The organism is Lutibacter oceani, from assembly GCF_003384935.1.
Lineage (GTDB): Bacteria > Bacteroidota > Bacteroidia > Flavobacteriales > Flavobacteriaceae > Lutibacter > Lutibacter oceani.
Window position 1 is genome coordinate 299607 of record NZ_QTTQ01000009.1, and the last position, 26465, is coordinate 326071.

The 26465-nt window shown below is 30.4% G+C and carries 25 protein-coding genes and 1 tRNA gene; 3 read left to right on the forward strand and 23 right to left on the reverse strand.

The window, feature by feature from the left end; translation table 11 throughout:
- Nucleotides 1–19 precede the first annotated feature (19 nt).
- The 22 genes from BX611_RS01410 to mraZ form a co-directional block, all read right to left on the reverse strand.
- On the reverse strand, nucleotides 20–1186 hold the full coding sequence (locus BX611_RS01410) for a FecR family protein (RefSeq protein WP_115877706.1): 1167 nt from the start codon (nucleotides 1184–1186) through the stop codon (nucleotides 20–22).
- Nucleotides 1187–1322: 136 nt separating this feature from the next.
- Nucleotides 1323–1916, reverse strand: a complete 594-nt coding sequence (locus BX611_RS01415) for an RNA polymerase sigma-70 factor (RefSeq protein ID WP_115877707.1) — start codon at nucleotides 1914–1916, stop codon at nucleotides 1323–1325.
- A 253-nt stretch (nucleotides 1917–2169) separates the two neighbouring features.
- On the reverse strand, nucleotides 2170–2829 hold the full coding sequence (locus BX611_RS01420) for a P-loop NTPase family protein (protein ID WP_115878904.1): 660 nt from the start codon (nucleotides 2827–2829) through the stop codon (nucleotides 2170–2172).
- A 226-nt stretch (nucleotides 2830–3055) separates the two neighbouring features.
- Entirely contained in the window at nucleotides 3056–3598 is a 543-nt protein-coding gene (locus BX611_RS01425; protein ID WP_240324951.1) for a hypothetical protein, read from the reverse strand.
- Nucleotides 3599–3799: 201 nt separating this feature from the next.
- Nucleotides 3800–4078, reverse strand: coding sequence for a helix-turn-helix domain-containing protein (locus tag BX611_RS01430; protein ID WP_115878906.1), 279 nt, complete (start codon nucleotides 4076–4078; stop codon nucleotides 3800–3802).
- Between the two features lie 357 nt (nucleotides 4079–4435).
- On the reverse strand, nucleotides 4436–5281 hold the full coding sequence (locus BX611_RS01435; protein WP_115877709.1) for an RteC domain-containing protein: 846 nt from the start codon (nucleotides 5279–5281) through the stop codon (nucleotides 4436–4438).
- Nucleotides 5282–5353: 72 nt separating this feature from the next.
- The gene (locus BX611_RS01440; RefSeq protein ID WP_115877710.1) at nucleotides 5354–6619 is read right to left on the reverse strand and encodes a site-specific integrase; all 1266 of its coding nucleotides are present in this window, start codon (nucleotides 6617–6619) and stop codon (nucleotides 5354–5356) included.
- Nucleotides 6620–6853: 234 nt separating this feature from the next.
- A tRNA-Arg gene (locus BX611_RS01445) sits at nucleotides 6854–6927 on the reverse strand.
- 8 nt (nucleotides 6928–6935) lie between these two features.
- Nucleotides 6936–7385 (reverse strand): GatB/YqeY domain-containing protein, encoded by a 450-nt coding sequence (locus tag BX611_RS01450; RefSeq protein WP_115877711.1) that lies wholly within the window; start codon nucleotides 7383–7385, stop codon nucleotides 6936–6938.
- 121 nt (nucleotides 7386–7506) lie between these two features.
- Complete coding sequence (ftsZ, locus tag BX611_RS01455; RefSeq protein WP_240324950.1) at nucleotides 7507–9420, reverse strand: cell division protein FtsZ; 1914 nt, start codon at nucleotides 9418–9420, stop codon at nucleotides 7507–7509.
- A gap of 46 nt (nucleotides 9421–9466) precedes the next feature.
- Nucleotides 9467–10795: a cell division protein FtsA gene (gene ftsA / locus BX611_RS01460; RefSeq protein ID WP_115877713.1), complete on the reverse strand. Its 1329-nt coding sequence runs from the start codon at nucleotides 10793–10795 to the stop codon at nucleotides 9467–9469.
- Nucleotides 10796–10798: 3 nt separating this feature from the next.
- A complete protein-coding gene (locus BX611_RS01465) occupies nucleotides 10799–11521 on the reverse strand; it encodes a cell division protein FtsQ/DivIB (protein ID WP_115877714.1) in 723 nt (240 codons plus the stop codon).
- On the reverse strand, nucleotides 11511–12857 hold the full coding sequence (murC, locus tag BX611_RS01470) for a UDP-N-acetylmuramate--L-alanine ligase (RefSeq protein ID WP_115877715.1): 1347 nt from the start codon (nucleotides 12855–12857) through the stop codon (nucleotides 11511–11513). The genes BX611_RS01465 and murC overlap by 11 nt, the downstream gene beginning before the upstream one ends.
- On the reverse strand, nucleotides 12858–13952 hold the full coding sequence (murG, locus tag BX611_RS01475) for an undecaprenyldiphospho-muramoylpentapeptide beta-N-acetylglucosaminyltransferase (protein ID WP_115877716.1): 1095 nt from the start codon (nucleotides 13950–13952) through the stop codon (nucleotides 12858–12860).
- Complete coding sequence (locus BX611_RS01480) at nucleotides 13936–15129, reverse strand: FtsW/RodA/SpoVE family cell cycle protein (protein WP_115877717.1); 1194 nt, start codon at nucleotides 15127–15129, stop codon at nucleotides 13936–13938. The genes murG and BX611_RS01480 overlap by 17 nt, the downstream gene beginning before the upstream one ends.
- Entirely contained in the window at nucleotides 15130–16461 is a 1332-nt protein-coding gene (gene murD / locus BX611_RS01485; RefSeq protein WP_115877718.1) for a UDP-N-acetylmuramoyl-L-alanine--D-glutamate ligase, read from the reverse strand.
- Nucleotides 16462–17688 carry a phospho-N-acetylmuramoyl-pentapeptide-transferase gene (gene mraY / locus BX611_RS01490; protein ID WP_115877719.1) on the reverse strand — a complete coding sequence of 409 codons (1227 nt, stop codon included), beginning with the start codon at nucleotides 17686–17688 and terminating at the stop codon, nucleotides 16462–16464.
- 4 nt (nucleotides 17689–17692) lie between these two features.
- Complete coding sequence (locus BX611_RS01495; protein WP_115877720.1) at nucleotides 17693–19156, reverse strand: UDP-N-acetylmuramoyl-L-alanyl-D-glutamate--2,6-diaminopimelate ligase; 1464 nt, start codon at nucleotides 19154–19156, stop codon at nucleotides 17693–17695.
- Nucleotides 19157–21145 carry a penicillin-binding protein gene (locus BX611_RS01500; RefSeq protein WP_181897224.1) on the reverse strand — a complete coding sequence of 663 codons (1989 nt, stop codon included), beginning with the start codon at nucleotides 21143–21145 and terminating at the stop codon, nucleotides 19157–19159.
- Nucleotides 21146–21152: 7 nt separating this feature from the next.
- The gene (locus BX611_RS01505) at nucleotides 21153–21479 is read right to left on the reverse strand and encodes an FtsL-like putative cell division protein (RefSeq protein WP_317047864.1); all 327 of its coding nucleotides are present in this window, start codon (nucleotides 21477–21479) and stop codon (nucleotides 21153–21155) included.
- On the reverse strand, nucleotides 21480–22376 hold the full coding sequence (rsmH, locus tag BX611_RS01510) for a 16S rRNA (cytosine(1402)-N(4))-methyltransferase RsmH (protein WP_115877721.1): 897 nt from the start codon (nucleotides 22374–22376) through the stop codon (nucleotides 21480–21482).
- On the reverse strand, nucleotides 22363–22836 hold the full coding sequence (mraZ, locus tag BX611_RS01515; protein WP_115877722.1) for a division/cell wall cluster transcriptional repressor MraZ: 474 nt from the start codon (nucleotides 22834–22836) through the stop codon (nucleotides 22363–22365). The genes rsmH and mraZ overlap by 14 nt, the downstream gene beginning before the upstream one ends.
- Nucleotides 22837–23045: 209 nt before the next feature.
- On the opposite strand from mraZ, the gene BX611_RS01520 reads away from it, so the two are divergent.
- From BX611_RS01520 to BX611_RS01530, 3 genes are read left to right on the forward strand one after another with little or no spacing between them, the layout of a single operon-like run.
- Nucleotides 23046–23810, forward strand: a complete 765-nt coding sequence (locus BX611_RS01520; protein WP_115877723.1) for an alpha/beta fold hydrolase — start codon at nucleotides 23046–23048, stop codon at nucleotides 23808–23810.
- Nucleotides 23811–23813: 3 nt separating this feature from the next.
- The gene (gene yihA, locus BX611_RS01525; protein ID WP_115877724.1) at nucleotides 23814–24425 is read left to right on the forward strand and encodes a ribosome biogenesis GTP-binding protein YihA/YsxC; all 612 of its coding nucleotides are present in this window, start codon (nucleotides 23814–23816) and stop codon (nucleotides 24423–24425) included.
- Nucleotide 24426: 1 nt separating this feature from the next.
- Entirely contained in the window at nucleotides 24427–25116 is a 690-nt protein-coding gene (locus BX611_RS01530) for an RluA family pseudouridine synthase (protein WP_115877725.1), read from the forward strand.
- Between the two features lie 28 nt (nucleotides 25117–25144).
- Here BX611_RS01530 and argH read toward each other — a convergent pair whose 3' ends face one another.
- Nucleotides 25145–26425 carry an argininosuccinate lyase gene (argH, locus tag BX611_RS01535; RefSeq protein ID WP_115877726.1) on the reverse strand — a complete coding sequence of 427 codons (1281 nt, stop codon included), beginning with the start codon at nucleotides 26423–26425 and terminating at the stop codon, nucleotides 25145–25147.
- Nucleotides 26426–26465 lie beyond the last annotated feature (40 nt).

Consider the following 26465-nt stretch of genomic DNA (forward strand, 5'->3'; position numbering starts at 1 on the left):
CGAACCTTTCTCCCTTTTTCTACTTTAAAATGATTTTTTTATTATCTATCTCATAGGAAATATTATTCATGGTTTTTATTATTTTTAAAATTTCTTCAATGTTTTGATTTTTTCTTAATACACCAGTAAAGTTCTCTTCTTTAATTTTCGGGTTTGAAAATTCAACTTCAACATCATACCATCTAGAGAGTGTTTGCATTATTTTTTCTAAAGAAAGGTTTTCAAAACTAAAGATACCTTTGCGCCAGGATGTAGCAGTAAACAAATCCGCTTCCACAACATAAATCCCTTCTATATTATCTTTAATTATTGATTGTTGGTTTGGGTTTAAAATGGTATTAGATTTACCATTTGCAACTGCTATCTTACCTTCCACTAGTGTCGTGTAAATATCGCTTTCATCTTTATAGGCATTAATATTAAATTCAGTACCTAAAACTTCAATTTCTTGATTTTTGGTAAAAACTTTAAACTTTGAGCCTTTATGCTCCGTGCTATGAGAAACATCAAAGTAAGCTTCTCCATACACCAATTCTACTTTTCTTAATTGGCCATCAGTAAAAGCTACTGGGTATTTTAATTGTGATTCAGAATTTAGCCAAACTTTAGTATTATCCTCCAATTGAATGAAAAACTCTCCTCCTCTAGGAATCGTAAGAACATTATAAGCAATTTCTTTACTTGTGCTTTTTTGGTTATCTGTATTTTCAGCATAAATTAATTGTTCCCCATTGCTGTTTGCAGTTTGAGAGTTATATTCTTTTCCCTTTTCTAGTAGCACTTGCTCTCCATTTTGAAGGGTTAAGATGCCTTTATTTGTTCCAATTTTAATATCATTTTTTACTGAAATTGGCTGTTTTCCCAACATCTCATTCTTGAAATTAAGGAACAGTGAAGTTGCTAATAAGACCGTAACAGAAGCTGCAGCAGCATATCTCCAAATTAATTTTAGTTTTCTGGTTTTTCTTTGAGGTAATTCGGATTCAGAAATACTATTTAAAATTCTTAAATGAATGATTTCTTTAACCTCTTTTTCAATGCCATATTCTTCATGCCATTCTTGGTCTTTCTGAAAACTTTCATAAAAGTTTATTATAAGTGCCTCTTCTTCTTTAGTGCATTCATTATCTAAAAACTTTTCTATAATTTTCAGGAATTTTTCTTTATTTAATTTTTCTTTTTTCATTAATTTTTCAAACAATTAATATGGTTTATACTATAAGTGTATCAAAATGGGATCATCCCCTATTGTATTTTTAAAAAAAAATCACATTTATTGCATTTTTTTTAAAATTAAAAAAATTAATATGTGATTAGGGTTGTTAATTCAGATAATGATAAAGCCAAATAACAAGCCCCGCACTCATTGAATCCCCTAATGAACGTCTAATGATTCTTAATGCCTTTGTTATATGATTTTCAACAGTTTTTGCAGAAATATTTAATTTTTCGCCAATTTCTTTATGGCTTAATTGTTTCTCTCGACTTAACTTATATACTTTTTTACATTTTTTAGGAAGTGATTCTATAACTGAATCTATATGTGTTAAAAGCTCCTTATGCATTAGTAGGGTCATTGGTGTAGTTTGATAAACTCTGTTATTCAAATTTTCAAATAATTCTTCCTTAATAATATTCTTATTTTTTCTAAAATGAGAGTACACTTTATATCGAATACATGCGTATAAATAAGATCCTATAGATATTTCTATTTTTATTTTCGTTCTGTTTTTCCAAATGTCTAAAAAAACTTCTTGAACAATATCTTCACAAATTTCTTTGTTTTTTAAGATGCTGAATGCCGAAATGTAAAGTGGTTTCCAATAGGAATCGTAGATTAATGACAATGCCTTTTTATCTCCTGAACAGAGTTTTTCCATTAGCAATTCACTTTCATTTTTCCCTAATTCAGACATTGTTTTTTAATTGTATTGAAACCAAATGTAGTAAAATTGAAATAATTAACAATAACCCTTTTGGTTCATTTAAATTAATAACCCCTGATTATAAAGCGACATTTAAGCACTTTTAAAATAATTAGATTATAATAATAGAAATGAAAAACACTTAATCTTACTTTCTCTTTTCAGTAAAAGAACTATCAAAACTTATCAAATTAAACATTTACTCACTCATTTTTTATTGGTTTTGGTGTTCGTGGATCTTCAACTATTTACGTTTGTCGGTAGTCGAACTATCAAAGCTAATCAGGTTAAACATCTCCCTCAATCTGCTTCTAACTCGGCTGCCGTAACGTGCTTCAAGTTCTTCGGCGTTGAGGTTGGTGGTGATGTGGGTCTTTGTGTTTTTTGCTTTGAAAAGATCATAGCGCGAAAGCAAAATTTCTCCCATTACATTGCATTCTTTGGTGTAATGGCAGCCAGTTGGTTCAACGCCAAGATCATCGAAACAGTAATTTTTGGGATCGTTGTATTTTTCCAACACTTCAAATCCGGATGCATTGAAGCTGAATACGATGTTACGTGTTGGAATGATTTCATAGTTGGTTTTGTGAGGTGCTAAGTGCAGTAGTAATTGCATTAGCGATGTTTTACCGCACCCTACAGGACCTGATAATAATATTCCCTTGTTGGTGTCGATTCCCATTTGTGCGCAGCTGTAATGGTCTTGAATGAAGTATGAGCATAGTTTGAAAAGTAACCCTTCGTCTTCTTTGTAGATTCTGAAGTTTTTTCCGAATAAGATATGGCCTTTGATGTTGAGGTATGTTTTTATTTTTTCGAAATCGTAGTGAATTACATTGTTTCTAATTTCTCCGATTTGGAATTTTGAGGTTCCTTCGGTTTTAATGTGTGGTTGGGTTTTCATAGTTTTTATTTTAAAATGATTACTTCTTTTCTTTTTTGCATTGCCCAAAAAAGAAACAAAAAAGTCTAGGCTTACGAACCTATCTCTAAATTTTTCAATCAAATTCTAAATTTTAGGAACTCGCCAAGAAAACTTAAAATAAAAAGCGAAATCCATTTGGCTCAAACAGCCTAAAATTTCACGAATTCTCTTTTTAAATTTTACGAGATATGTTCGGTATACCAGATTAAAGTGGTTCATCGTAATTTTTGTTTTGGTTGGTGTGGAGGTTGTCTTGAAAATGGTCAAGTGGTAAATTGTTTTCATTGTTTTTTCTCGACTTCGCTCGAACTGATAAATTCATTTCTTCTGCTTTTAGCATCCAACTTCTGGCCGTAGCTTGCCAATCGACCATTTTTACTTTTCCTCCAACTTTCCATCCAATTCCCTGGTAATGATTGAAAAATTTTTTGGCTTCCAATTCTGGGTATTTTTCTTTTTTGAAAAAATCTAAAATCAATTTTTCTTTTGCGATTGCCTCTAGTTTAATAAAGTTTATATTATGTTTATTAATGTTTATATTAGATACCAGTGCTTGTCCTGATATAGGATATTCTAAATCCACCTCTTGACTATAAGTTGTTTTAGAACTTGTCTCAAAATTGAACATCTTTACCCTACTGCCTTTAAATGGATTGTGCGAAGGCTTGTAACGAATATATTTCCAATAACTTAACTCTCTTATACATTTGTGATATGTAGATTTTGAACCAATTTTTGAAAATGACATTATTTCTTCTCGGTTTATGAAAAAATCCTCTGGAAAACGATTGTAGTTCCAGAACTGAAATAAGGCAATGTATAGGCTTATATGTGTTGGATTTAATCGGTTGTCTTTTGAGAATTGTTGGAATACACCGTTGAGGTGTTTTATGTAATTCATAGTTCTTATTTGATGAGATTCTGAAACAAGTTCAGGATGACGTTAGTTTTAATATTTATTGTGAATGCTATTTTCTTTCATCACTTTGTAAATTTCATCTGCATCGTAGAAAATGATTCCTCCAATTTTTGTGTAGGGTAATGTTCCGTTAATTCTTAATGTTTGAAGTGTTCCTGGACTTACTTTTAAGAGCTTCATCATTTCTGCTGATTTTAGATATTTTTTGGTTCCAGCCGATGATGTTGTTTTTAATAGTTCTTTGATGTCTTCTAATAGCTCGATTTTAAATTCCCTTAAATCGTCTGTTGTGATAATTGCTGTTGGCATTTTTTTGTTTTTTTGAATTAATAATTTGTTTATAGCGATTTGACTTTCGTTCTGCAAAGCTGTGAAGTTTTGATGAGATTTCTTCGGTAGTTGAACCCGACTACCGAAGAAATTTAACATTTCAAAAATGTTACTGAGTTGATAATAAGTCATTTAATAAAATATTATTTTTGTTTTGTTTGAAGTTGTGAAGTTTTAGGATTCTCTTTTTACAAAAAGTAAAAAAAGAAGATAAAAAAAGACGTTTTTCAGATGAAAAAACGTCTTAAAATGGGTTTTCGGTAGTTGAACCCGACTACCGAAAAAAATTAACATTTCGAAAAATATATAAAACTGAATATCAAGATTTTATATTTTTTATTGTTCAGAATTCAATTTTCTAATTAGGTTGATTTTCATCAAATCTAAAAATTTTGTAGGGTCATTCTCTCTTACCTTAATTTCGCTATATGTTTTGTAAATATTACCTAGATCTATACCAAAAAGCTGTTTACAAATCTCAACTAGTTTTTTCATTTCAGCCTCTCCATTTTTAATAGCTCCTGAAGCATTTAAAGCATATAGCAATTCTACTAAATCTGTTTTTGAAGCCGTCCAAGGTAGATTAGATAATATTTTTGGTAGAACTTCTTTTACAACTATTTGGGAATTATTTAATTTGAATGATTCTAATTTTCTTTTGTAATAATCAATTATCAAATCATAAGCAATAATTTCTGCTACAACTAAATCGTGGCTAGTTGAAAATTGTGGGTCTTTATTTAGATGAAAAGTATTGCTAAAAAGATCTAATTGATTATTGCCTCTTACAAAGTATTTATCATCAAAACTGGTTTCATTGTGATTGTAATATTTGTAAAAAGTTAAATTCTTTTTTTTCTCAGATTCAAGCTTCTTAAGTGCTTTATTAATAAATATTTTTTGAATTCCAATACTAGAATCGGGACATTCTGAGAGGAAATTTAGTTGATGTGCGAAAAATTTCAATTTACCATAAATCTTAGGCTTCTTATGTTTAAAGAAATCTATTTCTTCTTCTTGAGAAACAAAATCGTGTTCTCTAATATGTACTCGAAGTTGGTTTAAACACTCTTGAGAAAGTGCTATGCACTTATTTAGTTTTGTCAGAGTTTTAGCATCCGATTTTTCAATATTTGAAATAGTTATTCCATACCTTTTAATAAGGGATTTAATTTTCTTCATAGTAGGTTTTCAATTTTTTTAGTGTTTAAAAATACTAAAAAGATTAGAAAAATCTGAAATATATTTCTAACATCAACTTACTGATTCCTCGTTGTTTGTATTGTTTTGATGCTTTTTGATGTTTAAAACCTCCTTTAAATTATTCATATCATCGCTTACTTTTCTTTCAATTACACGTGCATAAATTTGTGTTGTGGAAATTTTTGTATGTCCTAATAATTTTGAAACGGTTTCTATTGGTACTCCGTTTGTTAAGGTTACAGTTGTTGCAAATGTATGTCGTGCCATATGAAAAGTTAGGTTCTTTTTGATACCGCAAAAATTTGCTACCTCCTTTAAAAACACATTTAATTTCTCATTAGTAATTGACGGTAACAACATTCCTGTTACTTGTGTCATTGGATGGTTATCATATTTATCAATTATTGCTTTAGTCCTTTCTAAAATTGGAACTTTTACAGGTGTTTTTGTTTTTTGCCTTTTTGTAATTATCCATTGATTTCCATCGATTCCTATTGCTATATTGTTTTTTGTTAACTTCATTAAATCTACATAGGCAATCCCAGTATAGCAACTAAAAATAAATAAATCACGAACCCTGTCTAATCTTTCTGAAATAAAATCATACGTCTCTAGATTTGAAAGTTCATTATCTGAAAGAAATTGTCTATTTGTTTTTTCAAAAATTGGCTTCCATCTGATAAAAGGGTCCTTATTAATCCATTCTAAATGAAATGAAAGCGTAACTAATTTCCGAAGTCTTTGGATGTGTTTAATGACTGTATTTTGACCTAGTGCTTTGGGATGCCCTTTTGGCCATAAATTATGAAGGAAATCTTCAAAATCACATAAAAATTTATAATCTAATTGATTTAAATAAATATCAGATGTTTTCCTTTTTTGCTCCAAAAATTTAGAAATATAGTTTTCAGTAATACCATAATTTATAATTGTTCCTTTTGCAAAAGTGGATTTCATTTTACTTGAATGATACTCTATTATTTCATTAAGTGTTTTATGGTTCTCTCCCTCTCCTAAAAAGTTAGATTTAATTAATTGGGCGGTAATTAGTTGATTTTTAAAACTTAAATCTTGGTAAATCTGAAATAATTGTGCATTTACTTGCGTTAAATACTGGTTTATTTGCTTGGCTTCGGCGGATTTTCCTTTTGCTTTTTTTAATTTTGGGTCCCAAATTGAAACAGTTATTTTCTTTTTAAGACTTACATTAAGCCTTTTTTGATTAACTGTAATTCTTGCATATAATAATGCTTCATTATTAATTGCTCTTGAACTTTGCAGCCAAAAGATTGTCGAAAAAGTTGTTTTTGTGCGCATAGCAGTCGTCTTTTTAAATGTTAAACATTGTTTGTGACGAAAGTCAAATCTACTATACTAATTTTTCCTTTGATTATTTGAAAGTGTCTGCTGAGCAGACACCTTTCAAAAAAGCAGACACTTAGCTACCATTTTATATCAAATAGAATCAAATTCTATATACTCCTAAATCTTTAAAAACCATTTAAAACATAGTGTTTACAAGGATTTAGGGTTATTTGAATGTTACTCTAGTGACCCCGGCAGGATTCAAACCTGCAACCGCTGGAGCCGAAATCCAGTGCGCTATTCAGTTGCGCCACGAGGCCTTAAAATTTTAACCTAATAATTGTTTTACAGCATTAGAAATTGCTTTTCCGTCAGCTTTACCAGCTAATTGTTTTGAAGCTATCCCCATAACCTTACCCATATCTTTCATTGAAGTTGCTCCTACTGTTTCAATAATTCCTGCAACTATTTTCTTCAACTCATCCTCATTCATTTGTTCAGGTAAAAACTGAGCAATAATCTCTACTTGAGCTAATTCTGGATTCGCTAAATCATCTCTACCTTGCTCTAAGTATAAAGCTGCACTATCTTTTCTTTGTTTAACTAATTTTTGAAGTAACTTAATTTCCTCATCTTTTGTTAAATCTTCTGAAGCTCCAGTTTTTGTTTGAGCCAATAATATTTCCGATTTTATGGCTCTTAAAGATTCTAAAGCAACTTTATCTTTAGATTTCATTGCTTCTTTTATTTTAACCATTAATTCTTGCTGTAAACTCATAATTATCGTTTTGTTGTGCGAAGATAAAAAAAAAGAACCCGAAAATCTTTAATTTCTTTAAGATTTTCGGGTCTAAAACTTAGAAAATTAATCTAAGGGTTCCTGTCTTTGGGCAATATTTTTAATCTACGTTATCATGTAAAAAAGAATTGTTTGATCTAAATTTCAAATCATCATTTTCATCCATATCCAATGTTGTTCTGGATTGATTATTTTCAGATGAATGTGATGTTTCGTTTAATTGAACTCCCATTCTTTTATAAGCTGGCTCTTTTTCTATTTCATCAATATTCTGATTTACTTTATTGATGAATTTATAATTAAAATTTTTCATTTTTTCTCTTCGTTCTGCAGCCCTTTTTTGTAATTCAGCTATTGTTAAATCTAACGGAGAAACTTCTTTATGATCAATAACAATTTGATCATTCACATTTATTTGAGTGTCAACTTCCGAACGAAGTGTAAAATTTAGTTCTTCATTTACAACTTCTTTATTTTCAGAAATAGTTGGTTTTGAAGCTTTTGATAAATTCTCTTCTAATTCTGTATAATCTTCTAAAGTAAAATATACATCCTCTTCTATTTTCTTAACTGGCTCAACCTCTTTATGGTCTATTACTTCAATAGCATTAATATCTATTTCAGGTTCATCAGCTTCTGGCTTATTTTTAATTTGAGAAATTGGAATATCAAAGGTAAATTCAATTTGCTTTTCTTCTTCAACTATTAGTTCTTTATTACTTTCAGCTACAATTGGTGTAATTACAAAATCATCTTCATTCACATCTTCAATTGAGATTTCTTCATAAACTACATCAATATTTTTAATAAATTCTGTTGTTGGAATTATTTCAAAAGTATCCTCTTCTAATGCTTCGCCTAAATCATAAACAATTTTCTCTTGTTCAATTGGTTTAACATTTAAAGGTTTATTTACATCTTTTGAAGTGGTGTCAACAATCTTTTTTTCCGAAAAATCGAAAGAAGCCTCTTGGTCATCACCAAGTGTATGAATTATTTTTTTAGCTTCAGTATTTGAGATTTCATGTTGTTGATCTTTATTAAAACCTGTAGCAACAATAGTAACAGCAATTGCATCACCTAAACTTTCATCTTCACCAACACCCATTATTATATTTACATCTGATTTTGCTTCAGCCTGAATAAAATCGTTTATTTCACCTATTTCATCAATTGTAATTTCTTCCGCCCCAGAAACAATTAATAACAATACATTTTTAGCGCCCGTAATTTTGTTATCATTTAATAAAGGAGAATCTAATGCTTTAGATATAGCCTCTTCAGACCTGTTCATACCTGATGCCGTTGCAGATCCCATAATAGCAGTGCCACTATTTGAAAGCACTGTTTTAGCATCTTTTAAATCAATATTTTGAGTATAATGATGTGTAATTACTTCTGCAATACCACGTGAAGCTGTTGATAAAACCTCATCAGCTTTTGAAAAACCTGCTTTAAAACCAAGATTTCCATAAACTTCTCTTAGTTTATTGTTATTTATAACTACTAAAGAATCTACATATTCACGTAATCTTTCAATTCCTTTTTGAGCTTGATCGTTACGCATTTTTCCTTCAAAAGAAAAAGGAATTGTAACAATACCAATAGTTAACAAATCTAATTCACGAGCAACTTTTGCAATTATTGGCGCAGCACCAGTTCCTGTACCACCACCCATTCCAACAGTTATAAATACCATTTTAGAATTAGAAGATAACATATCTTTTATTTCTTCAATACTTTCCATTGCAGCTTGTTCACCAACTTCTGGATTTGCACCAGCACCTAAACCTTCTGTTAAGGTAACTCCTAATTGAATTTTTGTTGGGATAGGACTATTTTGTAAAGCTTGGGCATCTGTATTACAAATTACAAAATCTACTCCATTAATGCCTTGTGAATACATATGATTCACTGCATTACTTCCTCCTCCACCTACTCCAATGACTTTTATAACGTTTGACTGATTTTTTGGTAAATCGAATGAAATGTTGTTAAAATCTGAACTGCTCATAATGTTAATTTATTGGTGTTTATTGGTCTTTTTCTTTCTTTTTTATTTATTCTGCGTTGTCTAAAAAATCTCTGAATTTATCTCCCCATTTTTCAAAAATTGACTTTTTAGGTTCTTTTGTTTCTTCAGGTATTTCCTCAACTTCATTTTCTTTTTCACTTATAGTTTCTTCCTTGAGCGACTCCTCTTGCAATGTTTTTACTTTTTTCTTATCCAGCCTATTCAATCCATTCATTAATAATCCAACAGCAGTTGCATATTGTGGGCTTGAAAAACTTTCATCCGAATCTCCAGCTAAATTTTCGTTTGGATATCCAATTCTGGTATCCATTCCAGTAATATATTCAACCAATTGTTTTAAATGTTTTAATTGTGCGCCACCACCAGTTAAAACAATACCTGCAATTAATTTTTTCTTTGGTTCTTCGTGTCCGTAATTTTTTATTTCTAAAAAAACTTGTTCAATAATTTCTACAACACGTGCATGTATAATTTTTGAAAGGTTTTTTAAAGTAATTTCTTTAGGATCTCTTCCTCTTAAACCTGGAATAGAAACTATTTCATTATCCTTATTTTCACCTGGCCAAGCTGAACCAAATTTGGTTTTTAATAACTCGGCTTGTTTTTCAATAATTGAACAACCTTCTTTTATATCTTCTGTAATAACATTTCCTCCAAATGGAATAACCGCAGTATGACGAATAATACCATTTTTAAAAATTGCTAAATCTGTTGTTCCACCTCCAATATCAATTAATGCAACACCTGCTTCTTTTTCTTCAGTACTTAAAACTGCTTCGGCAGATGCCAAAGGTTCTAAAGTAATACCCGCTAAATTTAGTCCGGCACTTTTAATACAACGCCCAATATTTCTAATGGAAGAAACCTGCCCAACAACAACATGAAAATTAGCTTCCAACCTTCCTCCATACATACCAACAGGTTCTGTAATTTCTGCTTGTCCGTCAACTTTAAACTCCTGTGGAAGTACATGAATAATTTCTTCACCTGGAAGCATCACCAATTTATGAACTTGTTTTTCCAGCTTCTCAAGATCTTCATCACAAATAACCTCTTCAGAATTTGGTCTTGTTATATAATCACTATGTTGTAAGCTTCTAATATGCTGCCCTGCAATACCAACAACAGCTTCATCAATTTTAATTCCTGAAACAGCAATAGCTTCATCAACAGCCATTTGAATAGACTGTATGGTTTGCGTAATATTATTAACAACTCCACGGTGTACACCCAAACTCTTTGCTTTTCCTGTACCAAGCAACTCTATTTTCCCATATTCATTTCTACGACCTATCATAGCAACAATTTTTGTTGTTCCTATATCTAATCCTACTGAAATATCATTATGTTCCATACCCTACTTTTTTGTGCAAACAACCTGGTTGTTATATTTTAAATTAATTGATGTATAATTATCTATTGAATTATCCGCCATTGTTTTATTGAAAAATGATTTTAGGTTTTTAAATTTTAAATTTAAATTTTCAATTTTACCTAATTCTATTTTTTGTTTCCCAATTCTTGTTTCTAAAATAAACTCATTTTGTTGCGTTTTATACACGCCAATAATTTGTTTTTTTAAAAACTCATCATTCATTATTTGAGTTACTAAAAGGTAAATTTCATCCTTATCAGACTCCATAACATTACCTGAAATCAGTAAAACTCTAGCCGAGTGATTTTCTGATATTGGCATTATTTTAGCCTGTTTATCAATATAATAACTTTTAGTATCAGATATAACTCTTGCAATAGGTGTTCGCTGTTTTATTTTAGTTTTCAGCAAACCATCAACTGTTAAAAAAACCGATGCATTTTCTACCATAGAATGTAATAAAACAGTCTTCTCTAGTTTGTGTAAATCTATAACAGTTTTTGCTTGATTTTTAACCGTCTTTCCATTTTGTATTAACAATTTATTAACCATTTCATAATTCATAAAAAGGTTGTTTCCTTCTTCAAATTCTACAGCAACATCATGTACTTTTTTAGTACTGTGTTTATGGTGTGAAAACCCATATAAAAAGACTACTAACCCTAGTAAAAAGAGACCTTTTATGTAATTCCAATTAATTTTCAACTGTCAAATTATTTTTTATATTTTCAACTAACTCACCTATATCACCCGCACCAATTACAACTATAATTTGTGCGTTAGATTTTAATATATTTTCAATCAAATTTTGTTTTGATGAAAGTCGTTTGTTTTTACAATTAATTTTATTTAATAACCACTCCGAATTTACTCCTTCAATTGGTAATTCTCGAGCCGGATATATATCCAATAAAATTAATTCATCAAAACGCGATAAACTTTGTGCAAAATCATTTGCAAAATCTCTTGTTCTACTATATAAATGTGGCTGAAAAACTCCTAAAACTTGCTGTTTAGGATACATTTCTCTTACCGAATCAACAACTGCATTAATTTCGGTTGGATGATGTGCGTAATCATCAATCAATACTAAATTTTCAGTTTTTATTTTATATGAAAAGCGTCTTTTTATTCCTTTAAATGAAAGTAAAGCTTTAGCAATGACTTGTAATGATATTCCAAAACTGTTTGCCATTGCCAAAGCCGCCACCGCATTTAGCACATTATGTTTTCCTGGTAGATTAATTTTTATGTTCTCAATGTTTTCTGTTGGTGTTTTAACATTAAAAATATAAGCTCCTTTTTCTATCCTAATATTATAAGCATTATAATCTGCATCTTCTTCTAATCCAAAAGTTTGCCCAGCAATTGGCAATCCTTTTTTTACTATTAATTTGTCAGTAACTTTATTTGCAAATTCCTGAAAAGACTTTTCCAATTCTGAATGTTTACCATAAATATCCAAATGATCTGCATCCATTGAAGTTACACATGCAATATTTGGCGAAAGCTTTAAAAAAGATCGATCAAATTCATCGGCTTCAACTACAGAAACTTCATTTCCTCCAATAATTAAATTTGAATTATAATTCTCAGAAATTCCACCTAAAAAAGAAGTAGCATTTATATTTGCCTCTTTTAAAATATGACCTAAAATAGTTGAAGTTGTTGTTTTTCCATGCGTACCTGCAACAGCCAAACAAATAGTGTGTTTGGTAATTTCACCTAAAACCTCAGACCTCTTTAAAACATTGAAATTATTGTTTAAAAAGTAAGTTAATTCCGTATGATTTTTAGGAACAGCCGGAGTATAAATTACTGCAGTATTTTGAGCATTTTTAAATTCGTTAGGAATTAAATTTACAGCATCTTCAAAATGAATATCAATTCCCATTTTATGAAGCGAATTAGTAATTTCAGTAGGTGTTTTGTCGTATCCAGCCACATTTTTACCATTGCTTCTAAAATAATTTGCAATAGCACTCATACCGATTCCTCCAATACCTATAAAATAAACGTTATGTATTTGCTCTAAATTCAACTAACTATTTATTAATTTTTCAATTTCCTTTACTATATCTTTTGTAGCATTTGGCAATGCCAATGCTTTAATATTTTTACTTAATTTCTGTTGTAATTCAACATCATTTATCAATCCCAGGAACATTGTTTTAAACATCTTTAATTCTGATTCTTTTAACAGCAAGGCTGCATTTTTTGTAACAACAGATAACGCATTTTTTGTTTGATGATCTTCAGCAACATTAGGTGATGGAATAAAAATTACAGGTTTACCAACAATACATAATTCTGAAATTGAACTTGCTCCTGCTCTGCTAATTAAAACATCTGCCGCTGCATAGGTTAAATCCATTCTATTTAAAAATGCGTGTGTTTGCACTCCCTCTAAATCATCATATTTTTTAAATTCATCATAGTACAACTTACCTGTTTGCCATATTACCTGAATTTTATTTTCTACCAACCAATTGATATGCTTTTCAATTAAATTATTAATAGCTCTTGCACCTAAACTACCACCAATAATTACCAATGTTTTTTTATCTGATTTTAATTTAAAAAAAATGTTAGCTTCTTCTTTTTTACTAGCAACATCCAACAAATCTTGACGAACTGGATTTCCAGTTTTTATTATTTTTTCAGAAGGAAAAAAACGTTCTAATCCGTCATAAGCAACACAAATTTTATTTGCTTTTTTACTTAACAACTTATTTGTTATACCCGGATAAGAATTTTGCTCTTGAATTAATGTTTTAACTCCCTTTAAACTCGCAGCATACAATGTTGGACCACTTGCAAAACCACCTGTACCAATAACAATTGTTGGTTTAAATCTTTTAATAATTCTAAATGCATTCCATAAGCTACTAATTAGTTTAAATGGAAATGCTAAATTTTTTAATGATAAACTTCTTTGCAATCCTGAAATCCATAACCCTTTTATTTCATAACCAGCTTGCGGAACTTTTTCCATTTCCATTCTATCCTTTGCACCAACAAACAAAAATTTTGCTTCAGGATATTTTCCTTTTAGCTCATTTGCTATTGATACAGCAGGGTAAATATGGCCTCCTGTTCCACCTCCACTTAATATGATATTAATCGATTGCTTCATGTAAAATATCTAAAGGGTTTTCTTCACTTTCTGAGTTAATTATTTTTTCTTTATCAGCTGTTACACTTAATATTATTCCAATGGCAAAACATGTCATCCAAATAGAAGTTCCACCACTGCTAATTAATGGTAACGTTTGCCCCGTAACTGGAAATAAATTTACAGCTACAGCCATATTTATAATTGCTTGAAAAATTATTGGTAAACCAACACCAACAATTAATAATGTAGCAAAAACTGTTGTTGCTTTTTTTGCAGCTACTAATATTCTAAATAGCAATAAAAAATACATTAGAATTACGGTTAGGGCACCAAATATTAATCCATACTCTTCAACAATTATGGCAAAAATAAAATCGGAAGAAGATTGTGGTAAAAAGTTTTTTTGAACACTTTTTCCAGGACCTCTTCCTTGCAAACCACCACTGGCAATTGCAATTTTTGCTTTTTCAACCTGATAACCTTCTTCAGCATTTTTATCCGAAAAATTTTCTATTCTACTAATCCAAGTATCAACTCTATTTGGCATCACATTTGGAAATGCTTTTGCAGTCAGCACAAATAGAGCCAATCCTAAAACTCCCATCCCCACAATGGAAGCTAGATATTTAATAGGATAACCTCCTATAAAAGTTAATAACAATATCATTGCAAAAATAATAGCTGTTGTTGATAAATTTGCTGGTAAAATAAATGCTAAAGTTACTGCAACAGGCAACCATAGCTGCCAAAGACTTTCTTTAAAAATGATAACTTTTTCCTTATTTCGAGCTAAATATCTAGCTACATAAACCATTAAAACCAACCCTGCTAAAGTTGATGTTTGAAAGCCTACTCCAATAAATGGTATTTGAATCCATCTACTTGCATTAGCACCTCCAATTACAGTTCCTTTTGCTAATGTAAATAGCAATAAAACAATTACTAAAGGAAGCATTAAAACAGAACCACCGCTAAAATACCTGTAAGGTATTTTATGGACTCCATAAATAATTAAAAAACCGAAGAATAACAGTACTATGTGCTTTATTAAATGGTATGTAGTTGTACCAGAATTGGCAACATACACCAAGTTTGTACTTGCGCTATAAACTGGCATAAACGACAATAAAGCCATAAAGCCTACAATAGCCCAAATAGCACGATCACCCTCAATATTTTTTAAAATATTTTTCATTTACAGTTCTCTCACTGCTTGTTTAAATTGATTCCCTCTATCTTCATAATTATCAAATAAATCAAAACTTGCACAAGCTGGAGACAATAACACAGTATCTCCTTTTTCTGCAATTTTATATGCAACTTTTACAGCTTCCTCCGCACCTGCAGTTTCAACTATTAAATCAACTACATTACAAAAAGTTTGCACTATTTTTTGATTGTCTAATCCTAAACAAATAATAGCTTTCACTTTTTCCCGTACCAATGGCATTAAATCCAAATAATCATTCCCTTTATCAACACCACCAACTATCCAAACAGTTGGAGTTTTCATACTGTCTAATGCGTAAAATGTTGCATTCACATTTGTTGCTTTAGAATCGTTGATATATTGAACGCCATTAATTTTTAATACAGATTCTAATCTATGCTCAGCTCCTTCAAAATCTTCTAGACTTTCTCTGATGGCTTCTTTTCTAACTTTTAATAATGAAGCCGCCATTGCAGCTGCCATTGCATTTTTTGTGTTGTGCTTTCCTTTTAATGCTAAAGTTGATTTATTCATTATTATATTTTCAGTTTTATATTTTATTACAATATTATTGTCTTTTAAAAACACTCCTTGCTTTAATTCCGTTTCTAGTGAAAATGGCAATAGTGTTGCTTTAACCTTATTATTTTTTAACCAATTTGAAATCACTTCATCATCATAATCATAAATCAAAAAATCGTTTTCTGTTTGATTTTCAGTAATCCTAAATTTTGAATTGATATAGTTTTCAAACATATAATCATATCGATCTAAATGATCTGGTGAAATATTTGTAATTATTGCAATATGTGGTGCAAAACACTCAATTCCATCCAGTTGAAAACTACTTAGTTCCAAAACGTGTATATCAAAGTTGTTTTCTGCAACCTGCTGTGCAAAACTTTCTCCAATATTTCCACCCATTCCAACATTTAAATCTCCTTTCTTCAAAATATGGTTAACCAACATTGTAGTTGTGGTTTTTCCGTTTGAACCAGTTATTCCCACAATAATACCTTTGGTATATTTTGAAGCAAATTCAATTTCAGAAATCACTTTTATTCCCTTATTTTTCAATGCTTTTACTATTGAAACTTTATCAGGTATTCCTGGGCTTTTCATTACAATATCAGCATCAAATATTTTTGATTCTGTATGCTTTTTTTCTTCAAAAGAAATGTCATTATTTAAAAGAACTTTTTTATACTTCTCTGCAATTACCCCTTTATCTGAAACAAAAACATCGTATCCTTTTTGCTTTCCAAGAATAGCAGTGCCCACTCCACTTTCTCCTGCTCCAAGTACAACCAATTTCATTTATCGCAACTTTAATGTTACTATTGTTAGCACCGCAAGCATAATCCCAACAATCCAAAATCGTGTAACAATTTTACTTTCGTGATAACCCGATTTTTGATAATGATGATGCAATGGTGACATTTTAAATATGCGCCTTCCTTCTCCATATTTTTTCTTTGTATATTTAAAAAAACCAACTTGTAAAACAACCGATAAATTTTCAACAACAAAGATTCCTGCTAAAATTGGAATCAATAATTCCTTTCTAACCGAAATAGCTAAAACGGCTATAATTCCTCCTATAGTCAAACTTCCTGTATCTCCCATAAAAACTTGAGCTGGATAAGTATTGTACCATAAAAACCCAACCAAAGCCCCAACAAAAGCTGCAATAAAAACAGTCATTTCTCCAGAATTTGGAATGTACATAACATCTAAATAATCGGCAAAAATGATATTACCAGAAACCCAGGCAAAAATCCCCAAAGTCAACACAATTATAGCTGAAGAACCTGCAGCCAATCCATCAATTCCATCAGTTAAATTAGCACCATTTGAAACTGCTGTTATTATAAAAATAACAATTGGTATAAATAATATCCAAGCATAATCCCTAAGTCCTTCACCAAATAAGTCTAAAGCGGCTGCATAGTCTAATTCGTTATTCTTTAAAAATGGAATTGTAGTTCTTGTTGATTTTTTTGCATCAGCAAATAAAACCGGAACACCTTCTTCCGTTTCATATTGTAATTTTTCTGGCAATTTTTCTTTCATAGTTACACTTGGATGAAAATAGAGCATTGCACCCACAAAAATTCCTAATGTTACCTGACCTAAAATTTTAAACCTTCCCTTTAAACCTTGCTTATTTTTTTTAAATATTTTAATGTAATCATCAATAAAACCAATTGTACCCATCCAAATGGTAGTAACTAATAAAATAACTATATAAACATTATCTATTATTGAAAATAATAGTACTGGGATTAAAGTGGCAAGTATTATAATAATTCCTCCCATTGTTGGTGTTCCAGCTTTTTCAACCTGACCTTCCAATCCTAAATCCCTAACCGATTCTCCAACTTGTTTGTGCTGTAAATAATTTATGATTCGTTTTCCATAAATTGTTGAAAACAATAATGAAACAATAAAAGCCATAGCAGAACGAAAGGATATGTATTGAAACAAACCTGCCCCTGCCAAATCATAATGTTTTTCTAAATATTCGAATAAATAATATAACATTGTTTTATTTTTCTATAGCTTTTAATAATTGTGATATTTTTTCGTAATCATCAAAATGAGAACGCACTCCATTAACCTCTTGATATGTTTCATGTCCTTTTCCGGCAATTAAAATAATATCGCCTTTTTTTGCGAGTTTAGTTGCCGTTTTTATTGCCTGAGCTCTATCTAAAACCGATAATGTTTTTCTGAAATTTTGAGGATCAACACCCGCCTCAATTTCATTTAAAATAGTTTGAGGATCTTCACTTCTAGGATTATCAGAAGTAAAAATTACCTGTGTACTTAATTGAGATGCTATACGCCCCATAACAGGGCGTTTAGCTTTATCTCGGTCTCCACCGCATCCCACAACGGTAATAACTTGCTCATTTCCAGTTCTTATATCATTTATTGTTTCAAGTACATTTTGTAATGCATCAGGAGTATGTGCATAATCAATTATTGCAGTAATTCCTTCATTTGAAATGAAATGTTGAAACCTTCCAGTTACATTCTCCAATTTGCTAATTAAGGCTAATGCTTCAGTAGGTTCTAAACCTAATAGCTGTGATACACCATAAACAGCCAATAAATTGTATGCATTAAAACTTCCTATTAACTTTGTACATACTTCATTAGAATTAATATTTAAAAACAATCCTGAAAATTGATTTTCTAAAATTTTAGCTTTAAAATCAGCCATTGTTTTTAATGCATATGAATACTTTTTAGCTTCTGTGTTTTGTAACATTACAGCACCATTTTTATCGTCCATATTTACCAAAGCGAAAGCTGTTTTAGGTAAACCGTCAAAAAATGATTTCTTTACATCTCTATATTCTTTAAATGACTTGTGATAATCTAAATGATCGTGTGTTAAATTGGTAAATACACCGCCTTCAAAAAGTAACCCTTCAGTTCTTTTTTGATGAATTCCGTGTGAACTTACTTCCATAAAACAATAATCTACACCTACTTCAACCATTTCATTTAAATACTTGTTTATTGATAAAGAATTTGGTGTTGTATGTGTAGCCTCATACGCTTTATTATTTACTAATATTTTAACAGTTGATAACAACCCTGCTTTATAACCTGCATTTTGAAATAAGTTGTACAATAAAGTGGCAATTGTTGTTTTACCATTAGTACCTGTTACTCCAATTAATTTTAATTTTGAAGATGGATTATCATAATAATTTGATGCCATTATAGCCAAGGCTTCATTTGAATCTTGAACTTTAATGTAGGTAACTTTATCAATTAAATTAGTAGGGAACTCTTCACAAACAATTGTTGTTGCTCCAAGCTCTATAGCCTTGTTAATAAATTTATGACCATCAAAAACCAACCCTTTTTGTGCTACAAATAAATCATCGGATTGCACCTTTCTTGAGTCAAATTGTATTGCATTAATAAACACTTCAGTACTTCCCTGAACTGCATTAATGCTAACTTTATACAATATGTCTTTTACTAATTTCAATTACGATAATTTTATATTTATTGTTGCTCCTTTTACTAATTTTTCACCTTCATTAAGAGATTGTTCAACTACTTTTCCGTTTCCAGAAAAATTTACTTTTAGCCCTAAATTTTCAAGTAAAGAAATGGCGTCCATAGCCGCCATTCCTTTTACATTCGGGATTGAATTAAGTTCCTTGTTAGATATAGCATAATATTTCTCAAAATCGTTTTTAACACTTTCAAAATCCGGTGTCTTATTTTCAATTTCGTTAATTGTATGATTTGTTGTGTAAATTTTTTGAGCAATATCTTTAAAAACAGGACCAGATACGTCAGCTCCATAAAAACCAGTTTTTGTATTTGGTTTATGAATTACAACAATACAAGAGTATTTTGGGTTTTCTGCTGGAAAATATCCTGTAAAAGAAGAAATATAACGTCTGTTAGTTTCCCAATCATCCATCCAATATTCTGTACGCGCTGTACCCGTTTTACCTGCCATTGAAAAATCTTCGGAATACAACCTTGAACCCGTACCTCTTACAACAACATTCTTTAATATTTCTTGAACTTTATTTATTGTTTCTTTGGAACATATTGAAGGATTTATAACAACCTTATCAAAAGATTCTACATGTTTATTCCAAGATCTAATTTCTTTTATAAACTTAGGCTTCACCATTTCTCCATTATTGGCAATGGCATTATAAAAAGTTAATGTTTGAAGTGGTGTTAACGTTAAATTATAACCATAAGCTATTGATGGCAATGCATTTTTACTCCATTTATCATCGCCCGGTGCTGGAATTTCCGGACTACCTTCTCCTTTAATTGGCAACCCTAACTTATTACCCAAATTCATATTTTTTAATGCATTAATGAATTTCTCAGGCTTCTCACCAAAATTTTCCTCAATTAATCTGGCAAAACCAATATTTGATGATACCTCCAAAGCACGAGCTGCTGAAATTTTACCATAACCACCTCTATGAGAATCATTAATATATCTACCGTACATTCTATACCTTCCTGTTCCTGTATCAACAACTGTACTTGTATCAATTTTACCAGACTCCAAAGCAACAACCATTGCCATTACTTTAAAAGCTGAACCTGGTTCATGAGATTCATACACTGCATAATTACGTTTCTCGTAGTATTTACCTGCTGAACTTCTACCTAAATTTGAAATGGCTTTAATTTCACCAGTTTTTGTTTCCATTACCACAACACAGCCATGTTCCGCATCATAAAACTCTAATTGCCTTAACAAAGAATGGTGTGCTATATCCTGAATATTAACATCTAATGTTGTTACAATATCTTTTCCGTTAATTGGTTCTTTTTCATTATTATCATTAATTGGTTTCCATTGACCCTTGGCAATTTTTTGCTTCATTCTAAGACCATTTTTTCCAGTTAAATATTTTCTGTAAGCACCTTCAATTCCTGGCGCCCCTCTATAATCATCATAACCAATAGTTCTTTCTGCTACTTTACCTAAAGGATGTGCCCTAACGGTAGATTGTTCTGCTATAAAACCACCTTTATACATTCCTAGGTTAAAAATTGGAAAACTTTTTATTTTCATATAATCGGTATACCCCAACTTCCTTGCAATAAACAAATACCTGTTTTTAGTGTTCCGTGCCTTTCGAATTTTAGTTTCCCAATGAGAAGTAGAATTCCCTAACATTTTTGAAAGCTCAACAGATAAGTTTCTAATATTTTTTTCAAATACCTCACCATCAATTGTAAAAGCATCCATTCTAATTTCATATTGAGACATTGAAGTTGCTAACAGACTTCCATCATCAGAAAAAACACTTCCTCTATTTGCAAAAATGGTGTCATTTCTTAAAGTAAGCTGTTCAGATAAACTTCTATATTTTTCACCATTTGAAAATTGAATATTTGTTAGCTTAAAAATTATAGCCACCAAAAAAAGTGTGATAAACACAAATACAACGTACAATTTATTTAGTATGCCTTTTTTTGTTACAGCCAATTTAAATTTATTTTTTTGAGATTACTTTTATAACTTGTGGTGGTTGCTCACTTGGTTTTATCCCTAAATCAACTACCTTTTTTCTAACAGTAGACTCCAATCTCATTTTCATAGAAATAGATCTGGTATCCACAAATTCAGCTCTTAGTTCTTTCAATTCATTATTAAGCCTTGCAATTTCCATTACTTTTTTATCTGAACTATGTGAACTTGCAATCATTAACAACAGTAAAGCCACTACAAACAATATAAAACGCCAGTTTTTAAAAGAGTCTTTACTTACTAAAAACTCCCCTTTTAGAAGGTTATATATACTCGATTTTATAATTGACATTTAAGCTAATGTTGCTATTCTTAATTTGGCACTTCTAGCCCTGTTGTTTTCTTTTATTTCAGAAAAACCTGGAACTATTAATTTCCCTACTTTTTTCATTGGTACGGTTATATTACCATAAAAATCTTTTTCGGGTTCACCTTCAAACAATCCGCTTCTAATAAATCTTTTTACAAGTCGATCTTCTAAAGAATGATAAGAAATTACACTTAATCTTCCACCTTCATTTAAGATCTCAGGCACTTGCAACAAAAAATCTTTCAATACTTCAATTTCCTGATTTACTTCAATTCTAATACCTTGAAATATTTGAGCCAACACTTTATGCTCAACTGCTTTTGGCACAAATTCACTCAAAACTTGCTTTAACTCAAAACTTGTTTTTATCTTTTTTTCTGAACGTGCTTCTACTATTTTTTTTGCAATTGCTCGAGCATTTCTCATTTCACTATATTGAAATAAGATAGTACTCAACTTCTCCTCATCATAATTATTAACAACCTCATAAGCTGATAGCTCTCCCTCCTTGTTCATTCTCATATCCAATTCAGCATCAAAACGAGTTGAAAAACCTCTTTCAGCTTCATCAAATTGATGTGAAGAAACACCTAAATCAGCCAAAATTCCATCTACTTTTTTAATGCCATAAAACCTTAAATACCTTTTTATGAATCTGAAATTTTGGGGTATTAAAGTAAATCTATCATCTTCAATTATATTTCTTTGCGCATCTTCATCTTGATCAAAAGCAAACAACTTTCCTTTTTCATTTAACCTACTCAAAATCTCTTTTGAATGACCACCTCCACCAAAAGTAACATCCACATAAATGCCATCAGGTTTAATATTTAAACCATCAACACTTTCTTTTAATAATACAGGTTTATGATACTCCATCGTCGTCATTTGTTACATTTCCCATAACTTCTTCCGCTAAATCAGCAAAATCAATAGTTGCATCATCAATAGCCTTTTCGTATTTATCTTTATCCCAAATCTCTATAATATTTAAAGCTGACGATAAAACCACATTTTTTGTTATTCCGGCAAAAGACTGTAAATCTTTCGGAATTAGCAACCTTCCAGAATTATCTAATTCAATAATTTTAACCCCCGCAGTAAAACGACGAATAAAATCATTATTCTTTTTATTAAATCTGTTTAGCTTATTCACTTTCTCCATTAAAACATTCCATTCAGACATTGGGTACAACTCCAAACATGACTGAAATACAGCGCGTTTCAAAACAAAACCATCTTCCACAATTGGATCAAGCTGTTTTTTTAATGCAGCAGAAAGCAGCAGCCTTCCTTTGGCATCAGCTTTTCCTTCATATGTTCCAATTAAATTTACCATTATGACTTTGTATAAAATCAAAAGTATAAATTTTTTCCCACATTTTTCCACTTTTACCCACTTTGTTGATAACTTTTACCACAACTACTGTTTTTACAGTTACTTCAATGAAAAACAGTTAATTAATAATAAAAACGCTACCCTATAGAAATTAACCGTATTTTCGAAAAAAAAACTACCTTTGCAGAAGGCTTAAAAATTGAAATTTAATGAGCAAGAATCTTATCAACGAAGGAAAATACTCCTATGTGGAAGCTGGAGAAGGACAACCAATAATTGTTCTTCATGGGCTAATGGGTGGGTTAAGTAATTTTGATGCAGTACTAAACCATTTTTCTAAACAAGGATATAGAGTTATAATTCCTGAATTACCAATATATAAACTTCCTTTATTAAAAACCAATGTTAAAAATTTATCGAAGTTTTTAAAGGAATTTATGAGCTATAAAAAAATTGACAAGGCTATTTTACTTGGAAATTCTTTAGGAGGACATATTGCGTTGTATTTTACTAAATTAAATGCAAAAAATGTTGCTGGCTTGGTATTAACAGGAAGTTCTGGATTGTATGAAAAATCAATGGGTGATACCTATCCAAAAAGAGGAAATTACGAGTATATTAAATCCAAAACCGAAGAGGTTTTTTTCGATCCTAAAGTAGCAACAAAAGAAGTTGTTGATGAAATTTTTGACTCTGTAAATGACCGAAGTAAAGTAATAAAAACATTGGCAATTGCAAAAAGTGCAATTAGACATAATATGGCAAATGATTTACCAAATATGGCAACACCAACCTGTATTATTTGGGGAAAAAATGATACCGTTACACCACCAGAAGTAGCTGTTGATTTCCAAAAACTAATGCCTGATGCTAATTTATACTGGGTTGATAAATGCGGACACGCACCTATGATGGAACATCCAGAAGAATTTAATAGAATTCTTGAAAATTGGTTAAATGAGAGAAACCTATAAACAATGAAAATTAAAACCGCTGATTTTGTAATCAGCAATAGTGATGTTTCTAAATGTCCAAAAGAAAGACTTCCTGAGTACGCATTTATAGGAAGATCTAATGTTGGAAAATCTTCCTTAATAAATATGTTAACTGGTCAAAATAAGTTAGCAAAAACATCTGGAAGACCCGGTAAAACACAACTTATAAACCATTTTAAAATAAATAATAATTGGTTTTTGGTTGATTTACCTGGCTATGGCTATGCAAAAGTTTCAAAGAGTATAAAAAAAACATTTCAAAGTTTTATTAAAAACTACTTTTTACAACGTGAACAACTAATTTGCACCTTTGTTTTAGTAGATTGCAGACATGAACCTCAAAAGATTGATTTAGAGTTTATGGAGTTTTTAGGTGAAAATGAGATTCCTTTTTGTATTATTTTTACAAAATCTGATAAACTAAAACTTTCTGAATTGAATAGAAATATTAAAAACTATTCAAAAAAAATGACGAATACAATTTGGGAAGAAATGCCACAATATTTTATTACTTCAGCAACTTCATCTGACGGAAAAGAAGAATTACTTAATTTTATTGGTGATATAAATCAAAGTTTAGAAGATAATTTATAAAATGGCTTCAACCAAAAACAATTTAGAAGTTTTATTCGAAGACAATCACCTAATTGTTGTAAACAAAAAATCAGGAGACATTGTTCAAGGTGATAAAACAGGAGATACACCTTTAAGCGAAATTGTTAAGGAATATATTAAAGACAAATACAACAAACCTGGTAATGTATTTTTAGGAGTTGTTCATAGACTGGATAGACCAACAACTGGAATTGTAGTATTTGCACGAACCTCAAAAGCGTTGGAACGTTTTAATAAAATGTTACGCAATAAGGAGGTTAACAAAACCTATTGGGCAGTTGTAAAAAACAAACCTTTAAAAACTGAAGACACACTTATTGGGTATTTAAGAAAAAATCCGAAGAATAATAAATCAACCTCTTATTCTTCTGAAATTGATGGAAGTAAAAAAGCAATACTTCATTACAAAACAATTAAATCTCTTGATAATTATTACCTGCTAGAAATTGATTTAGAAACCGGAAGACACCACCAAATCCGTTGCCAGCTAGCTTCAATTGGAAGCCCAATCAAAGGCGATTTAAAATACGGTTTTGATAGAAGTAATAAAGATGCCAGCATTCATTTGCATGCGCGAAAAATTGAATTTATTCACCCTGTTACTAAAGAACAGATTTTAATAATTGCCCCTACTCCAAATGAAGTTATTTGGAATGCGTGTAACTTATAATTACGAATAAAAAAGTATTGCATTAATTTTATTTGACGCTATTTTTCTTAGCTACAATTTCATCTAAACATAAATTACCTACACTTCCTTTATGCGTATGATTTACAGTTTTATCAGGATGAAAAGTACCTTCATTTATATTTTTACCTACAATTTTATAGGCATCTCTAAAAGGTGTTCCATTTTGAACCAATTTATTAACTTCCTCAACACTAAATAAATACAAGTATTTTTCTTCTTCAACAATATTTTTTCTTACACCTATATTTCTTAAAGAATAGGTTAACATTTCCAAACAAGATTTTAGAGTTGAAAAAGATGGAATCAACCCTTCTTTCAACATTTGCAAATCTCTATGGTAACCGCTTGGCAAGTTATTTGTAATTAATGTAAATTCATAAGGCAAAGCTTGTAATTTGTTGCACTTTCCTCTAATTAACTCAAAAACATCCGGATTTTTTTTATGGGGCATAATACTAGACCCTGTTGTTAATTCATCTGGAAAAGAGATAAAATTAAAGTTCTGACTCATATACAAACAAATATCCATACTCATTTTTGACAATGTACTTGCAACAGAACTTATAGCAAATGAAACAGCTTTTTCCAACTTCCCTCTTCCCATTTGAGCTGCAACTGAATTATATTTCAATGTTTCAAAACCTAACAATTTGGTAGTTTCATCTCTATCAATTGGAAAAGAACTTCCATAACCAGCTGCAGATCCTAATGGATTTTGATCTGCAACTTTATAAGCTGCTTTTAAAAAGTAAATATCATCAATTAAGGTTTCAGCATATGCAGAAAACCACATTCCAAATGATGATGGCATTGCAACTTGTAAATGCGTATAACCTGGTAATAATACGTTTTTATACTGCTCAGCCAGCGAAATTAATAAATCGAATAATTCATCAACTTCGGCATTAATTTCTTTTAAAGCATCTTTTAAATACAAATGCACATCTACTAAAACCTGGTCGTTTCTAGAGCGTGCAGTATGAATTTTTTTACCTGTATCGCCTAACTTTTCAGTTAATAAAAACTCAACTTTTGAGTGCACATCTTCAAAAGAATCTTCAATAGTGAATTTTCCTTCTTCAATAGTTTTTAAAATTACGTTTAATTCAATTTCTAAATTTTTAATTTCTTCAGAAGTTAACAAACCTATTTTATGTAACATTTTAGCATGTGCTAAATTTCCAATTACATCATATTTTGCTAAAATTAAATCTAACTCTCTGTCATTACCAACAGTAAATAAATCTATTTTTTTATCGGTTGAAAATCCTTTATCCCAAAGTTTCATAATTATTGTTTTTTTAGTCTTCTAATAAAAGTGATTTCGA